The following is a 15226-nucleotide window of genomic DNA, read 5'->3' as shown; positions in this document are numbered from 1 at the left end:
TGCTGTGTTGCGACACATGAGATGTGTGCCGTAATGAGCAACATTCGGCTCAGGTCTCGTATCAGGTCGTAGTAGATCTCGTACCAGCCGAGGAGTGGCCATGACTCACCAGGTCCGTGCTGTCGTCGCGCGGGGCAAAGGTGCCCCCGTCAGCCTGGAGACGATCCTCGTGCCGGACCCCGGGCCGGGCGAGGCACTGGTCCGGATCCAGGCCTGCGGGGTCTGTCACACCGACCTGCACTACCGCGAGGGCGGGATCAACGACGACTTCCCCTTCCTGCTCGGCCATGAGGCCGCCGGGGTCGTGGAGTCGGTGGGGGAGGGGGTCACGGACGTGGCCCCCGGTGACTTCGTCATCCTCAACTGGCGTGCGGTGTGCGGGAGTTGCCGGGCCTGTCTGCGTGGACGCCCGTGGTACTGCTTCAACACGCACAACGCCAAGCAGAAGATGACCCTGCTCGACGGCACCGAGCTGTCGCCCGCGCTGGGTATCGGCGCGTTCGCCGAGAAGACCCTCGTCGCGGCCGGGCAGTGCACCAAGGTCGACCCGGCCGCCTCGGCTGCCGTCGCGGGGCTGCTGGGGTGTGGCGTGATGGCCGGTATCGGCGCCGCCATCAACACCGGGAACGTGGGGCGCGGCGACTCCGTCGCGGTCATCGGCTGCGGTGGGGTCGGGGACGCGGCGGTCGTCGGGTCGAACCTGGCCGGCGCCGCGAAGATCATCGCCGTCGACATCGACGACAACAAGCTCGCGACCGCCCGCAAACTGGGCGCGACCCACACGGTCAACTCCAGGGAGACCGACGCCGTCGAGGCGATCCGTGAGCTGACCGGCGGCAACGGCGCCGACGTCGTCATCGAGGCGGTCGGCCGCCCGGAGACGTACAAGCAGGCGTTCTACGCCCGTGACCTCGCCGGTACGGTCGTGCTGGTCGGGGTGCCCACGCCGGAGATGAAGCTGGAACTGCCGCTGATCGACGTCTTCGGGCGTGGCGGCTCGCTGAAGTCGTCCTGGTACGGCGACTGCCTGCCCTCCCGCGACTTCCCCATGCTCATCGACCTCTACCTCCAGGGCCGCCTCCCCCTGGACGCCTTCGTCACCGAGACCATCGCGCTCGACGAGGTCGAGAAGGCGTTCGAGCGGATGCACGGCGGCGACGTACTGCGCTCGGTGGTGGTGCTGTGATGGCCGGCGCCCGTATCGAACGTCTGGTCACCTCGGGCACGTTCTCGCTAGACGGCGGCACCTGGGACGTCGACAACAACGTGTGGATCATCGGCGATGACAGCGAAGCGGTCGTCATCGACGCCGCCCATGACGCCGACGCCATCGCCGAGGCCCTCGGCGGACGTACCCTCCTGGCCATCGTCTGCACCCACGCCCACAACGACCACATCGACGCGGCCCCCGCCCTCGCCGCGCGCACCGGCGCCCCGATCCTGCTCCACGGCGACGACCTGCCCCTGTGGAAGCAGACCCACCCGGAGCGCGCCCCCGACGGCGAACTGGCCGACGGTCAGGTGCTGACCGTCGCCGGGGTCGAGCTGACCGTGCTCCACACGCCCGGCCATGCCCCGGGCGCGGTCTCCCTCCACGCACCGGCCCTGACCGCCCTCTTCAGCGGCGACACGCTCTTCGCGGGCGGCCCCGGGGCCACCGGCCGCTCCTACTCCCACTTCCCGACCATCGTCGACTCGATCCGGGCCCGGCTGCTGACCCTGCCAGGCGACACCGTCGTATACACAGGGCACGGGGACACGACCACCGTCGCCGCTGAGGCCCCGCATCTCCAGGAGTGGATCGACCGCGGTTTCTGACCGTCCGGTCCGGCCCTGGCGATCCGTACGCTCTCGCGTGGGGACTTTGCTGCCGAATGCCTGCCCGATGCCTGTCCGATGGCTGTCTGATGTCCGTCTGAGCTGCGCCGACGCGCTCAGGCCGGCATCGGGCGGGCATCGGGAACGGCATCGGGCTCGCTTGGTTTACGGTTGTGCAATGTGCATCGTGTTGTTCAGGGCGCAACCCGAGCAATGGCTCATCCAGGCCCCTGGACTTCTTGACAAGGGTTCTGGGCGCCCTCAAACTGACGTTGCGCTTACCGCAATCCGTTTCGCTATACGCACCGAGGTGTCATGATGATTCCCGCGTGCCGTCTCGCGGATCTCCCGCGAGGTGAGGCCTTCCGGCTCGACATCGACCCGCCCGTCTCGGTGTTCCACACCGACGACGGCGAAGTCTTCGCCATCGACGACACCTGCACCCACCAGGATGCCTCGCTCGCCGACGGCTGGCTGGAGGGCTGCGAGGTGGAATGCCCCCTGCACGCCTCGAAGTTCGACCTGCGCACCGGCGCGGTCGACTCTCCGCCGGCCAAGCTGCCGGTGCGGACGCACGAGGTCGTCGTCGAGGACGGCATGATCCACGTACGGGTGTCCACGGACGCCCCCAACCTGCCGCCCTGCATCGCGTCCCGGCTCGCCGGGGGTCCCGCGTGAGGACGGTGGCCGTGGTGGGCGCCTCGCTGGCCGGACTGTCGGCGGCGCGCTCCCTGCGCAAGCAGGGCTATGACGGACGGCTGGTTCTGATCGGCGACGAGGCTCACCGCCCGTACGACAGACCGCCGTTGTCCAAGGAGTTCCTGGCCGGAACCCTCGGCGAGGCGGATCTCGGACTGGAGACGGACGGCGAGGACCTCCGCGCGGAGTGGCTGCTGGGCACCCGCGCAACCGGCCTCGACCGCACCGACCGGTCCGTCCGCCTCGCCGACGGCCGGGGCATCCGCGCCGACGGCATCGTCATCGCGACCGGCGCCGCCGCCCGCACCCTGCCGGGCGCCGACGGCCTCGCCGGCGTGCACACGCTGCGCACCCTCGACGACGCCCGCGCCCTGCGCGACGAACTGGCCCGCGGCGGACGGCTGGTGGTGATCGGCGGCGGCTTCATCGGCGCCGAGGTCGCCTCCACCGCGTACGCCCTCGGCCTCGACGTGACGGTGATCGAGGCCGCCCCGACACCGCTCGCCGGACCGCTCGGCGAGACCATGGGCGCCGTCGTCTCCGGCCTGCACGCCGACCACGGCGTACGGCTGCTGTGCGGCGTCGGGGTCAAGGGGCTGAGCGGGGAGCGCCAGGTCGAGGCCGTTCTGCTGGCGGACGGACGCAGTGTTCCCGCCGACATCGTCGTCGTCGGGGTGGGCGCGCGCCCCTGCGTCGACTGGCTGGCCGGGTCCGGCGTCGCCCTCGAGAACGGCGTCAAGTGCGGCGCCGACGGCCGCACCAGCCTCGCCGGTGTGGTCGCGGTCGGCGACTGCGCCAACTGGTACGACCCCCGGGTGGGCACCCATCGCCGGGTCGAGCACTGGACGGGTGCGCTTGAGCGTCCCGCTGCTGCCGTGGCTGCCTTGTTGGCCGGGGGTGCGGTGGAGCCGGGGGTGCCCAGGCCGCCCTATTTCTGGTCCGACCAGTACGGGGTGAAGATCCAGTTTGTCGGTCACGCGGGTGTCGCTGACAGCGTGACGGTCGAGGAAGGTGCGGTCGGTGACCGCAACGTCCTGGCTGTTTATCGGCGGGCCGGGGAGCCGGTCGCTGTTCTCGGGATGAATCAGCCTCGGCTTTTCGTGCGGTGGCGCAAGCAGTTGGCTGCGCCGGCTGTGCGGTGATTCGTCTGCGCGCCCGTGGGGGCTGGTCGCGCCCCGCGGCGGAGCCGCAGATAGATACAGCCCCGCGCCCCTAGAGGGCGCGCCCCTGCGGGGCGCGACCCTCGGTGCGTCCCGCTCATCTAGTTGATCCATTCCGACCACGACGTTTCTCCGAGGAGTGCACCGTGACCTCGACCAGCCTGCCCGACAGTCTGATCGCGACCCTGCCCGGCTCCTCCTACACGGACGCGGGGATCTTCGCGCAGGAGCAGGAGCGCATATTCGAGACCATGTGGTTCTGTGTCGCGCGCGCGTCCGAACTGGCGAAGCCCGGGGCCTTCCGGACCGTCGACGTGGGCCGCGAGAGCATCCTCGTGACGCGGGCGCGGGACAACTCGATCCGCGCCTACTTCAACGTCTGCCGGCACCGTGGCGCCAAGCTCTGCACCGAGGAGTCCGGCGAGGTCAAGCGGGCCTTCCAGTGCCCGTACCACGCCTGGACGTACGGCCTGGACGGCAAGCTCGTCGCCGCGCCCAACCTCACGAAGATGCCGGATGTGGGGCGTACCGAGTACGGGCTGGTCAGCGTGGCCGTCCGGGAATGGCTCGGCTATGTCTGGGTCTGCCTCGCCGAGAACCCGCCCTCCTTCGAGGAGGACGTCATCGGCGAGGTCATCGGCCGGCTCGGTGACGTCGAGTCGATCGAGCACTACGACATCGACAACCTCTCGGTCGGCAAGCGGATCGTCTACGACGTGAAGGCCAACTGGAAGCTCATCATCGAGAACTTCATGGAGTGCTACCACTGCGCCACGATCCACCCCGAACTCACCGAGGTGCTCCCCGAGTTCGCCGACGGGTACGCCGCCCAGTACTACGTCGGCCACGGCGCCGAGTTCGGCGGGGAGGTCCAGGGGTTCACCATCGACGGCTCCGAGGGCCTGGACCGCATCCCGGGCGTCGCCGAGGACCAGGACCGCCGCTACTACGCGATCACCGTCAGACCGCAGGTGTTCATCAACCTCGTACCCGACCACGTGATCTTCCACCGCATGTACCCGGTGGCCGCCGACCGCACGATCGTCGAGTGCGACTGGCTGTATCTCCCGCACGTCGTCGAGAGCGGCAAGGACGTCAGCCGGTCCGTGGAACTCTTCGACCGCGTCAACCGCCAGGACTTCGAGGCCTGCGAGCGCACCCAGCCCGGAATGCACTCCCGGCTGTATGCGAAGGGGGGTGTGCTGGTGCCGAGCGAGCACCACATCGGGGCCTTCCACGACTGGGTGACCGAGCGCCTGGGCGGTAGTTAGAAGCGGGGGGCGCGATTCAGGGGCGCGGGGAACTGCGCGACAAGCCCCCACTCACCCGCACCCAACGAACTCAGCCCAGATACCCCATCCGGTGACTGATCTCCCCCGCCCCCTTCACCAGCAGCGGCGCCAGCTCATGCAACCGCTCCGTCGTGAACCGGTAAGAAGGCCCCGACGCACTCACCGCAGCCACAACAACCCCCTCCCGGTCCCGGATAGGCGCCGCCATCGCATGCAGCCCGAGCTCCAGCTCCTCCTGCGTCCACGCGTACCCCCGCTCCCGCGCCTCCGCGAGGTCCTTCTCCAGCTTCGACTTCGCGGTGATCGTGTGCGGGGTGACCTTCTTCAGACCCGCCCCGTTCAGCAACGCGCCCCGCTCCTTCGCGGGCAGGTGGGCCAGCAGGATCTTGCCGCTGGAGGTGGCGTGCAGCGGGGTCAGCTGGCCGACCCAGTTGTACGCGCTGACGGCTCCGGGGCCGCGTGCCTCGAACAGGTTGACGGCGTAGTGCTCCTGCATCACGGCGATGTTGACGGTCTCGCCGATCTCCTCGGCGAGCTGCTCGCAGACCGGGCGGCCCTGCTGGGTGATGTCGATACTGCCCGTGACCGCGCCGGCCAGCCGGACGATACCGAAGCCGAGGCGGTACTTGCCGCGCTCGCCGGCCTGCTCCACGAGACCGCGCGACTCAAGGGCGCCCAGCAGCCGGAAAGCGGTGGATTTGTGAACATCTATCTCGGCAGCGACCTCGCTGACGCCTGCCTCGCCACGCTGGGCGAGGATTTCCAGAACGCTGATCGCGCGGTCGACCGACTGCACTCCGCCGGCCTGTGAATTGGACGTTTCGGTGTCTGTGCTGTGGTTGCTCACAGCGAAACTATACGCGCAGTAAACAACGCCATTGCAAGTAACAACCCCGAAACCAAGAGCTTGCATGTTGCGTGTCCCGCAACCTGGTGCGTATGGCGCTACTGGATTAGCATGCCTCGCGTATCTACGGCGCGAGCGAGACGAGACATCATGGCTCCCCTGCAATACGACTTCGTCATCGTCGGCGGCGGATCGGCCGGCAGCGCACTTGCGAACAGGCTCTCGGCGGACCCGGCGAACAGGGTGCTGGTCCTGGAGGCAGGCCGGCCCGACTACCCGTGGGACGTCTTCATCCACATGCCCGCGGCGCTGACCTATCCCATCGGCAGCCGGTTCTACGACTGGAAGTACGAGTCCGAGCCCGAACCGCACATGGGCGGCCGGCGCGTCTACCACGCGCGCGGCAAGGTGCTCGGCGGCTCCAGCAGCATCAACGGCATGATCTTCCAGCGCGGAAACCCCCTGGACTACGAGCGCTGGGCGGCCGACCCCGGCATGGAGAAGTGGGACTACGCGCACTGTCTGCCGTACTTCCGGCGCATGGAGAACTGTCTCGCCGCCGACCCGGACGACGAGTTCCGCGGACACGACGGCCCCCTCGTCCTCGAACGCGGCCCGGCCACCAACCCCCTCTTCGGCGCCTTCCTCAAGGCCACCGAGGAAGCGGGGTACGCGCCCACCGACGACGTCAACGGGTACCGGCAGGAGGGCTTCGCCAAGTTCGACCGGAACGTCCACCGGGGGCGCCGGCTCTCGGCGTCCAAGGCGTACCTCAAGCCCGTCCGGAAGCGGCCCAACCTCACCGTCAAAACACGTGCCCTCGTCACCCGCGTCCTCTTCGAGGGCAAACGGGCCGTCGGAGTCGAGTACCAGCGCGGCAAGGGCGCGCTCCAGCAGGTCCGCGCCAAGGAGGTCATCCTCTGCGGCGGCGCGATCAACTCCCCGCAACTGCTCCAGCTCTCGGGCGTCGGTAACGCGGAGGAACTGAGCGCCCTCGGTGTCGACGTCGTCCACGACCTCCCCGGCGTCGGCGAGAACATGCAGGACCACCTGGAGGTGTACGTCCAGTACGCCTGCAAGCAGCCGGTGTCCATGCAGCCGTACATGGCGAAGTGGCGCGCTCCCTTCATCGGGTTGCAGTGGCTGTTCCGCAAGGGTCCCGCCGCCACCAACCACTTCGAGGCCGGCGGCTTCGCCCGCAGCAACGAGGACGTCGACTACCCCAACCTGATGTTCCACTTCCTGCCCATCGCCGTCCGCTACGACGGCTCCTCGCCGGCCGGCGGCCACGGCTACCAGGTGCACGTGGGCCCCATGTACTCCGACGCCATCGGCTCGGTGAAGATCAAGAGCAGGGACCCGCGCGAGCATCCGGCGCTGCGCTTCAACTACCTCTCCACCGAGCAGGACCGGCGGGAGTGGGTCGAGGCGATCCGCGTGGCGCGCAAGCTCCTCAGCCAGCCGGCCATGGCTCCGTACAACGACGGCGAGGTCTCGCCGGGCGCGAAGGTGGCGACGGACGAGGAGATCCTCGACTGGGTCGCCAAGGAGGGCGAGACGGCCCTGCACCCGTCCTGCACCTGCAAGATGGGGCCCGCGGAGGACGAGATGGCCGTCGTCGACCCGGAGAGTCTGCGGGTGCACGGTGTGGAGGGGCTGCGGGTCGTCGACGCCTCCGTCATGCCCTACGTCACCAACGGCAACATCTACGCGCCGGTGATGATGATCGCCGAGAAGGCCGCCGACCTCATCCTCGACAAGCAGCCGCTGCCGGCTTCCAAGGCGGCGTACTACCGCCACCGTGACGCCGACACGCAGCAGGCGGGGTAGGGGTAGACGTTGGGTGCTTCAGGGTTGAGGGCGCTGCTGGAGCGCGTCCGTTACGAGGTGCTGCCTGCCAAGTCGACCGAGGACAAGGTTCTCGCCCACGTTCCGCGCGACGTCGTCATCACCGTGACGGCGTCGCCGGTCAAGGGGCTGGAGCCGACGCTCGACCTCGTCGGACGCCTGTCGGCGCACGGTTATCGCGTCGTCCCGCATGTGCCGGCCCGGCTGCTGCGGGACGACGCGCATCTGAAGGACGTCGTCGACCGGTTGCGCGAGACGGGCGTGGACGACGTCTTCGTGCCGGCGGGCGACGCGGATCCGCCCGCCGGGGCCTACGAGGGTGCCCTGCCGGTGCTGCGCAGACTCGGCGAGCTGGGCAGCCCGTTCACGCATGTCGGCGTCACCGGATACCCCGAGAGCCATCCGCTCATCCACGACGACGTCACCATCCAGGCCATGTGGGACAAGCGCGAGCACGCGACGTACATCGTCAGCAACCTGTGCTTCGACGCGCGCGTGCTGGGGGAGTGGGTCGGCCGGGTGCGGCGCCGGGAGGTCGGCCTGCCCGTATACGTGGGTGTCGCGGGGCCTGTGCAGCGGGCGAAGCTGTTGTCCATGGCGACGAAGATCGGGGTGGGCGAGTCGACGCGCTTCCTGACGAAGCACGCGTCGTGGTTCCTGCGGTTCGCGGCGCCCGGGGGATACTCGCCGGAAAGCCTGCTCTCCCGGGCGGAGGGCCCGCTCACGGCGCCCGGGGCGGGGGTGGCGGGCCTCCACCTGTTCACGTTCAACCAGGTCGCGGAGACGGAGCGGTGGCGCTGCGCTTTGCTGGACCGGTTGGACGGCTGAGGTCCGCCTCCGGGGCGCCGACTCCTCCACGCGGTCCCGGCGACCCGACTCGGCCTTGACTGCCCCTGACTACCCCTGGGCCACGGCCCGGCGAGCATCTGTCGGGAACCGTGGCCAAGGAGTCTCTGGTCGTCATGGCGGGCCCGTTCGGGGACCTCGGTGAAGGCCCAGGCAGTATGGGCCCATGATTACGCTCACGAAGGAAGACGGCCCGGCGGACCTGGACGGGGTGACCCATCTGTCGATCGGGGCCTCCTGGGACCCCACCTCCGGCGCGAGCGGCGGAGTGATGGGCAAACTCCGCCGCAAGACCGGTACCGATCTCGACCTGATCGCCATCGCCCTGCACGACGGCGACCCGGTGCGCCTGGCGGGTCTCGACTCGCTCGACCCCATCGGCAACGGCTCCCTGCTCCACAGCGGGGACAACCAGACGGGGCACGGGGACGGCGACGACGAGACCGTCACGGTCGAGTTCGCGAAGATCCCGCCCCACATCACCTCGATCGTGTTCATCGCCGCCGCCTACAAGAAGGGCAGTTCCTTCCAGAAGGCGCGCAACATCAGTTTCAAGGTGTACGACGCGAGTGGCGGCAGCACCCAGCAGGTCGCCGACATCTGGCCCAGCATGCTCACCACGGACAACGGCTGCGCCGTCGCCAAGGCCGTGCGGTCCGGCGCCGCCTGGAAGCTGGAGGTGATCAACACGACGGGGAAGATCAAGCAGGGCGACGAACTCGCCCTGATGCGCTTCGCGGCAAGCAAGTAGACGTACATCGCAGGGAGTGAGGGGTCGTCGGCCCGTCGCCGACGACCTCCCTGCGGACGCTTCGCTGTGGACGGACTGTGCGTGAGGTGTCCGGCGCTGTATACGGACGCCCACTCCTCACACGCGGCCGCGCCCTTACCGAAACACCACCGTCCGGCTCCCCTCCACCATCACCCGGCTCTCGCTGTGCCACTTCACCGCGTGGGCCAGTACCTGGGCCTCCACGTCCCGGCCCACCGTCACCAGCTCGCCGGGGTCGAGGGAGTGGTCCACCCGGACCACGTCCTGCTCGATGATCTGGCCCTCGTCCAGGTCGGACGTGACGTAGTGCGCCGTCGCGCCCACGAGCTTCACTCCGCGGTCGTAGGCCTGGTCGTAGGGACGTGCGCCCTTGAAGCTGGGCAGGAAGGAGTGGTGGATGTTGATCGCGCGCCCCTCCAGCTCCTTGCACAGGTCGTCGGTGAGGACCTGCATATAGCGGGCCAGCACCACCAGGTCGATGTCCAACTCCCTTACCAGCTCCAGCAGTCGAGCCTCCGCCTCCGGCTTCGTGTCCCGCGTCACCGGAATGTGGTGGAAGGGGATGCCGTAGCTCTCCGCCAGGCCCTCGAAGTCGCGGTGGTTGGAGACGATCGCCGGGATCTCGATGTTCAGGCCACCCGTGCGGCGGCGGAACAGCAGGTCGTTCAGGCAGTGGCCGAACCTGGACACCATGATCAGGGTGCGGGTCGGGGTCGACGCGTCCCGCAGGGTCCAGGAGATGCCGTAGGCCTCGGCGACGGGGCCGAATCGGTAACGCAGGTTTTCCAGGTCCGCGTTCGGATCGGAAACATCGAAGTGGACCCTCATGAAGAAACGGCCCTGGAGTCGATCATCGAACTGCTGGCTCTCCAGGATGTTTCCCGAGTTCCGGACGAGAAAGCCGCTCACGGCGTGGACCAGCCCCGAGCTGTCGGGGCACGAGAGGGTGAGGACGTACTCACTTCCAGCTACCGGGCGAGGAAACTTAGGGGACACGTCGGCCTCCGTTGGTGCGTATTGCACAACATGGTGAGCGATACGCAACATGGTCGGCTCGCCGGCCGCTCCGGTCAAGGGTGGCCGGTCAGCGGCCGGTCAGCGGCCGGTCAGTGGCTGGTCGACTGTGCGCGAGACTGCGTACGCCGCCGTGCGGGCGACCGTGTGCATGACTGTGCGCCCAGCTGAGCCCCTGATGAGCCCCTGTCGAAATCGTCATCCGCCAACTACTTGACGTATGTCCGCACATTGGCCAGGGTGTTCCACCACAAGCAATTGGGTGCACGATGCGCAACGAATTTCAGTTGAAAGGCTTGGCGCGTGGCAGACCTGTATGTGGACGGTGAATGGCGGGAGCCGGTGGCCGGTGGCCGCCGCGAAATACGATGTCCCGCTGACGGCAGGCTCGCCGCCACCGTCTCGGAAGGGACACGTCCCGACGCCGAGGCCGCGATCGCCGCAGCCCGCCGTGCCTTCGACACAGGACCCTGGCCGCGTACCCCCGAACGGGAGCGCGGCCAACTGCTTCTGCGCACCGCGGACATCGTCGAGCGCGATGCCAAGGAGTTCGCCCGCGCCGAGTCGCTGGACACCGGCAAGCGGCTGGTGGAGAGCGAGTACGACATCGCCGACGTCGTCTCCTGCTTCCGCCACTACGGCGGGATCGGTGGCACGGATGCCGGCCGGGTGATCGACACCGGCCGCGATGACGCCGTCAGCCGGGTGGTGTACGAGCCGGTGGGGGTGTGCGGGCTCATCACTCCCTGGAACTACCCACTCCTGCAAGCCAGTTGGAAAGTCGCCCCGGCCCTTCTCGCCGGCAACACGATCGTTCTCAAGCCGAGCGAACTCACTCCCTCCACCTCGATCCTCCTCATGAGGGCGCTCGCCGAGGCCGGGCTGCCCGCCGGCGTCGCCAACCTGGTGCTGGGCGCCGGGCCCGAGGTCGGGGCGCCGCTCTCCGAGGACCCCGGCGTCGACATGGTCTCCTTCACCGGGGGACTGGAGACCGGCAAGCGCGTCATGGCCACCGCCGCCGCGGGTGTGAAGAAGGTGGCCCTGGAACTCGGCGGCAAGAACCCCAACGTCGTGTTCGCCGACGCCGACTTCGAGACGGCCGTCGACTTCGCCCTCACCGCCGTCTTCCTGCACTCCGGGCAGGTCTGTTCCGCCGGTGCGCGGCTCATCGTCGAGGATTCCCTCCACGACCGGTTCGTGGACGAGGTCGTGCGGCGGGCCCGGCAGATCCGGCTCGGCGGGCCCTTCGACGCCGAGGCCGAGACCGGCGCGCTGATCTCCGCCGGGCACCTGGCGAAGGTCGAGGCGTATGTCGCCGCCGGGCTCGCCGAGGGCGCCGTACTGCGCTGCGGCGGTGAGCGGCCGGACGATCCCGCGCTCGCCGACGGGCACTACTACCCGCCCACCGTGCTCGACGAGTGCACCCAGGACATGCGGGTGGTGCACGAGGAGTCCTTCGGGCCCGTGCTCACCGTCGAGCGGTTCAGCGGTGACGAGGACGATGCCGTCCGCATCGCCAACGACACCGAGTACGGACTCGCCGGCGCCGTGTGGACGCAGGACGGCGGGAAGGCCCAGCGGGTCGCCCGGCGGCTGCGCCACGGCACCGTGTGGATCAACGACTACCACCCCTATGTGCCGCAGGCGGAATGGGGTGGGTTCGGACACTCAGGTGTGGGCCGGGAGTTGGGACCGAGCGGCCTGGACGAGTACCGAGAGCCCAAGCACATCTGGCAGAACATCCAACCCCGGCCGCAGCACTGGTTCCGCGGCTGAACGCCGAAAAGAGGTCGATCGTGACCCCAGTACAGACCGAGGTGCCGCAGCGGCGCGGCACGCTCAAGGATTCGGACGGCACGCCGGTCATCTCCGTGCGCGGCCTGTGGAAGGTGTTCGGGCCGAAGGCCGACCGGGTACCGGGATCGGAGGAGCTGTGCGGGCTCACCCGACGCGAGCTGATGGACCGTACGGGATGCACCGCCGCCGTACGCGACATCGACTTCGACGTGGCGCCCGGCGAGGTGTTCGTCGTCATGGGTCTGTCGGGTTCCGGCAAGTCGACCCTGGTGCGATGTCTCACCCGGCTGATCGAACCCACCGCCGGTGAGATCGTCTTCGAGGGCGAGAACATTCGCGACGTCGACGACAAACGGCTGCGCGAGCTGCGCCGCCAGAAGTTCTCCATGGTCTTCCAGCACTTCGGGCTGCTTCCGCACCGGCGGGTCGTCGACAATGTGAGCTTCGGCCTCGAGATACGCGGGATGGGCCGGGCCGAGCGTATGAAGCGGGCCCTGGAGGTCGTCGAGCTCGTCGGTCTCTCGGGGTACGAGAACTCCTACCCCGACCAGCTCTCCGGCGGCATGCAGCAACGCGTGGGCCTGGCAAGGGCGTTGGCGGGCGATCCGGAGGTTCTTCTCTTCGACGAGCCGTTCTCCGCGCTCGACCCGCTGATCCGCCGGGACATGCAGAACGAGGTCATCCGGCTGCACCACGAGGTCGGCAAGACGATGGTCTTCATCACCCACGACCTCTCCGAGGCCCTCAAACTGGGCGACCGCATCCTCATCATGCGCGACGGCAAGATGGTCCAGTGCGGGACGGGCGATGAGCTGGTGGGCGCTCCCGCCGACGACTACGTACGCGAGTTCGTGAAGGACGTGCCGCGCGCCGACGTCCTCACCCTGCGCTGGATCATGCGCCCGCCGGTGGACGGCGACGCCCTCGACGGTCCCGAGCTGGGTCCGGACGTCGTCGTACGGGAGGCCACCCGGGCCGTCCTGGCCGCCGAGAAGCCGGTCAAGGTCGTCGAGAACGGCAAGCTGCTCGGCATCGTCGGCGACGAGGAGATCCTCGCGGTCGTCGCCGGACAGGAAGTCGCCGGACAGGGACAGGCAGGCGACGTGCGATGACCGTCGCCATGGAGAAACCCCCGACACCCGAGCCGCCGCAACCGGCGGACGCGGTGCCCGAGGCCGCCGCGCCCGTCGCCGCCGTACGCCGGGTCAGTCGGCGCATGGTGGTCGGGGCGATCGTGGTCGTCTGGCTGGTGCTGTTCGCCGTACTGCGCGGCACGAACACCCTGACGCTCGCGGCGGCGGACCTCACCGGGCTGCACCGGTGGCTGAACGACGTCAACGACTCGATCGGCGCCAACCGCAACTCCAACCCGCTCTTCCTCTACTTCTTCAACGAGATCCGCCTGGTCATCGACAACCTGGTGACCCTCGTCCAGCACCTGATCTCCCAGCCCTCCGACACCCGCCCGCTCCCGCAGATCGGGTGGCTCGGTGTCGTCGGCATCGCCGGGTTCGTCTCCTGGGCCGTGGGCAACTGGCGGGTGGCGCTGCTGACCGTGGCCGGGTTCACCTTCTTCGGGCTCCAGGGGCTGTGGCAGGAGAGCATGGACACGCTCGCCCTGACGCTCTCCGCGGTGTTCGTGGCGCTGCTGTTCGCGATCCCGCTGGGCGTGTGGGTGGGGCTGTCCGACCGGGTCAACCGGATCATGACGCCATTCCTCGACTTCATGCAGACGATGCCCACCATGGTCTACCTCGCCCCGCTGACCCTGATCTTCCTGATCGGCGGCGCCTCCGCGACCATCGCCACCGTCATCTACGCGGCCCCGCCGGCGATCCGTATCACCGCGCACGCCATCCGGTCCGTGCCCGAGACCACGGTCGAGGCGGCGGACTCGCTGGGCGCGACCCGGTGGCAGTCGCTGCTGAAGGTCCTGCTGCCGATGTCGAAGCGGACCGTCGTGATGGGCGTCAACCAGACCATCATGGCCGCCCTCGCCATGGCGACCGTCGCCGCCCTGATCGACGCGCCCGGCCTCGGCCGGACCGTCGTGCAGGCGCTGCAGTCCCTCGACGTCGGTACGGCCTTCAACGCGGGCCTCGCGATCGTGGTCATGGCCATCGTCCTTGACCGTGTCACGACCGCGGCGAGTGGACGCGCGGAGGCGGCCCGGCGCTCGGGCGGCCGACTCCTCGCCAGGCGGCGGCAGTTGGTGGTGGCGGGAGCGGTGGTCACCGCAGTCCTCGTCTACCTGTCGCACACCTACGTGTGGGCGGCGGAGTTCCCGGGAGCGGGCAGCGCGGGCAGCAACATCGCGAGCGCGGCGGACGACGTGACGACCTGGGCGCAGGACAACCTGTCGGGTCTCACGAACGCCTTGCGCGACGCCCTCACCAACGGCCTGCTCAACCCGTTCCAGTCGCTGCTCACCGACTCCCCGTGGTGGCTCGTCGGCGCGGTACTGATCGCCCTCGGCGTGGTGCTCGGCGGCTGGACGGCCGGGATCACCACGGCGGTGTGTGTGGGCCTGCTGATCGGCACGGGTCTCTGGTCGGACGCCATGACGACACTCGCGTCGACCGTCGTGGCGACGCTGCTCGTCATGCTGCTCGGCATCGTCTTCGGGGTGTGGATGGGGCGCAGCATGCTCGTGGACCGGGTGTTGCGGCCCTCGCTGGACGCGGCGCAGGTGATGCCGCCGTTCGTCTACCTGGTGCCGTTCCTCGCACTGTTCGGCGCGACGCGCTTCACGGCGATCGTCGCCGCCGTCGTCTACGCGGTGCCGGTCGCGATAAAGATCATCGCGGACGGTGTGCGAGCTGTGCCCGCGACCACCGTGGAAGCGGCCACGTCAGCAGGGTGCAACACCTGGCAGATCATCACCAAGGTTCAACTGCCGATGTCACGCAGTGCCCTGACGCTCGCGACCAACCAGGGCCTGATCTACGTGCTGTCGATGGTTGTGATGGGCGGCCTGGTGGGAGCGGGCGCCCTCGGCTACGACGTGGTGGCCGGATTCTCACAGAGCGAGCTGTACGGCAAGGGGCTGGCGGCGGGGTTCGCCATCGTACTGCTCGGAGTCATGTTCGACCGGATCACTCAGGCAGCGGCGCGACGTACCAGCGCATAAGGG

At 68.9% G+C, this 15226-nt stretch carries 13 protein-coding genes; 11 read left to right on the top strand and 2 right to left on the bottom strand.

The genetic code is table 11. The features are described 5' to 3' along the window. Positions 1–100 precede the first annotated feature (100 nt). The 5 genes from G3I71_RS06850 to G3I71_RS06830 all read left to right on the top strand — a co-directional run bounded on the left by G3I71_RS06850 (position 101) and on the right by G3I71_RS06830 (position 4948). Positions 101–1186 (top strand): S-(hydroxymethyl)mycothiol dehydrogenase, encoded by a 1086-nt coding sequence (locus G3I71_RS06850; RefSeq protein WP_164313023.1) that lies wholly within the window; start codon positions 101–103, stop codon positions 1184–1186. Continuing rightward, positions 1186–1818 carry an MBL fold metallo-hydrolase gene (locus G3I71_RS06845; RefSeq protein WP_164313022.1) on the top strand — a complete coding sequence of 211 codons (633 nt, stop codon included), beginning with the start codon at positions 1186–1188 and terminating at the stop codon, positions 1816–1818. Before G3I71_RS06850 ends, G3I71_RS06845 begins: the two co-directional genes overlap by 1 nt. Positions 1819–2133: 315 nt before the next feature. Continuing rightward, complete coding sequence (locus G3I71_RS06840; RefSeq protein WP_164313021.1) at positions 2134–2496, top strand: bifunctional 3-phenylpropionate/cinnamic acid dioxygenase ferredoxin subunit; 363 nt, start codon at positions 2134–2136, stop codon at positions 2494–2496. Then, positions 2493–3659 carry an FAD-dependent oxidoreductase gene (locus G3I71_RS06835; RefSeq protein WP_164313020.1) on the top strand — a complete coding sequence of 389 codons (1167 nt, stop codon included), beginning with the start codon at positions 2493–2495 and terminating at the stop codon, positions 3657–3659. Before G3I71_RS06840 ends, G3I71_RS06835 begins: the two co-directional genes overlap by 4 nt. A 164-nt stretch (positions 3660–3823) precedes the next feature. Next, positions 3824–4948, top strand: a complete 1125-nt coding sequence (locus G3I71_RS06830; protein WP_164313019.1) for an aromatic ring-hydroxylating dioxygenase subunit alpha — start codon at positions 3824–3826, stop codon at positions 4946–4948. A 70-nt stretch (positions 4949–5018) separates the two neighbouring features. Here the strand turns inward: G3I71_RS06830 and G3I71_RS06825 are convergent, their stop codons facing one another. Continuing rightward, on the bottom strand, positions 5019–5765 hold the full coding sequence (locus G3I71_RS06825) for an IclR family transcriptional regulator (protein WP_164313226.1): 747 nt from the start codon (positions 5763–5765) through the stop codon (positions 5019–5021). 201 nt (positions 5766–5966) lie between these two features. Here G3I71_RS06825 and betA point away from each other — a divergent pair, with 201 nt between their 5' ends. From betA to G3I71_RS06810, 3 genes are all read left to right on the top strand, one after another. Beyond that, complete coding sequence (gene betA, locus G3I71_RS06820) at positions 5967–7646, top strand: choline dehydrogenase (protein WP_164313018.1); 1680 nt, start codon at positions 5967–5969, stop codon at positions 7644–7646. Between the two features lie 9 nt (positions 7647–7655). Next, positions 7656–8492: a methylenetetrahydrofolate reductase gene (locus G3I71_RS06815; protein ID WP_164313017.1), complete on the top strand. Its 837-nt coding sequence runs from the start codon at positions 7656–7658 to the stop codon at positions 8490–8492. A 184-nt stretch (positions 8493–8676) separates the two neighbouring features. Further along, the gene (locus tag G3I71_RS06810) at positions 8677–9261 is read left to right on the top strand and encodes a TerD family protein (RefSeq protein ID WP_164313016.1); all 585 of its coding nucleotides are present in this window, start codon (positions 8677–8679) and stop codon (positions 9259–9261) included. A gap of 135 nt (positions 9262–9396) precedes the next feature. On the opposite strand, the gene purU is transcribed toward G3I71_RS06810, so the two are convergent. Further along, a complete protein-coding gene (gene purU / locus G3I71_RS06805) occupies positions 9397–10278 on the bottom strand; it encodes a formyltetrahydrofolate deformylase (protein WP_164313015.1) in 882 nt (293 codons plus the stop codon). Between the two features lie 321 nt (positions 10279–10599). On the opposite strand from purU, the gene G3I71_RS06800 reads away from it, so the two are divergent. From G3I71_RS06800 to G3I71_RS06790, 3 genes are read left to right on the top strand one after another with little or no spacing between them, the layout of a single operon-like run. Next, complete coding sequence (locus G3I71_RS06800; RefSeq protein ID WP_164313014.1) at positions 10600–12072, top strand: aldehyde dehydrogenase family protein; 1473 nt, start codon at positions 10600–10602, stop codon at positions 12070–12072. 20 nt (positions 12073–12092) lie between these two features. After that, a complete protein-coding gene (locus G3I71_RS06795; protein WP_164313013.1) occupies positions 12093–13205 on the top strand; it encodes a glycine betaine/L-proline ABC transporter ATP-binding protein in 1113 nt (370 codons plus the stop codon). Continuing rightward, complete coding sequence (locus G3I71_RS06790; protein WP_164313012.1) at positions 13202–15223, top strand: proline/glycine betaine ABC transporter permease; 2022 nt, start codon at positions 13202–13204, stop codon at positions 15221–15223. Before G3I71_RS06795 ends, G3I71_RS06790 begins: the two co-directional genes overlap by 4 nt. The last annotated feature ends 3 nt before the right edge of the window (positions 15224–15226 follow it).

The organism is Streptomyces sp. SID12501 (genome assembly GCF_010550245.1).
Taxonomy (GTDB): Bacteria; Actinomycetota; Actinomycetes; order Streptomycetales; family Streptomycetaceae; genus Streptomyces.
The sequence above is the reverse complement of the archived record's forward strand: the minus strand, read 5'-3'. Positions and strand labels throughout refer to the sequence as shown.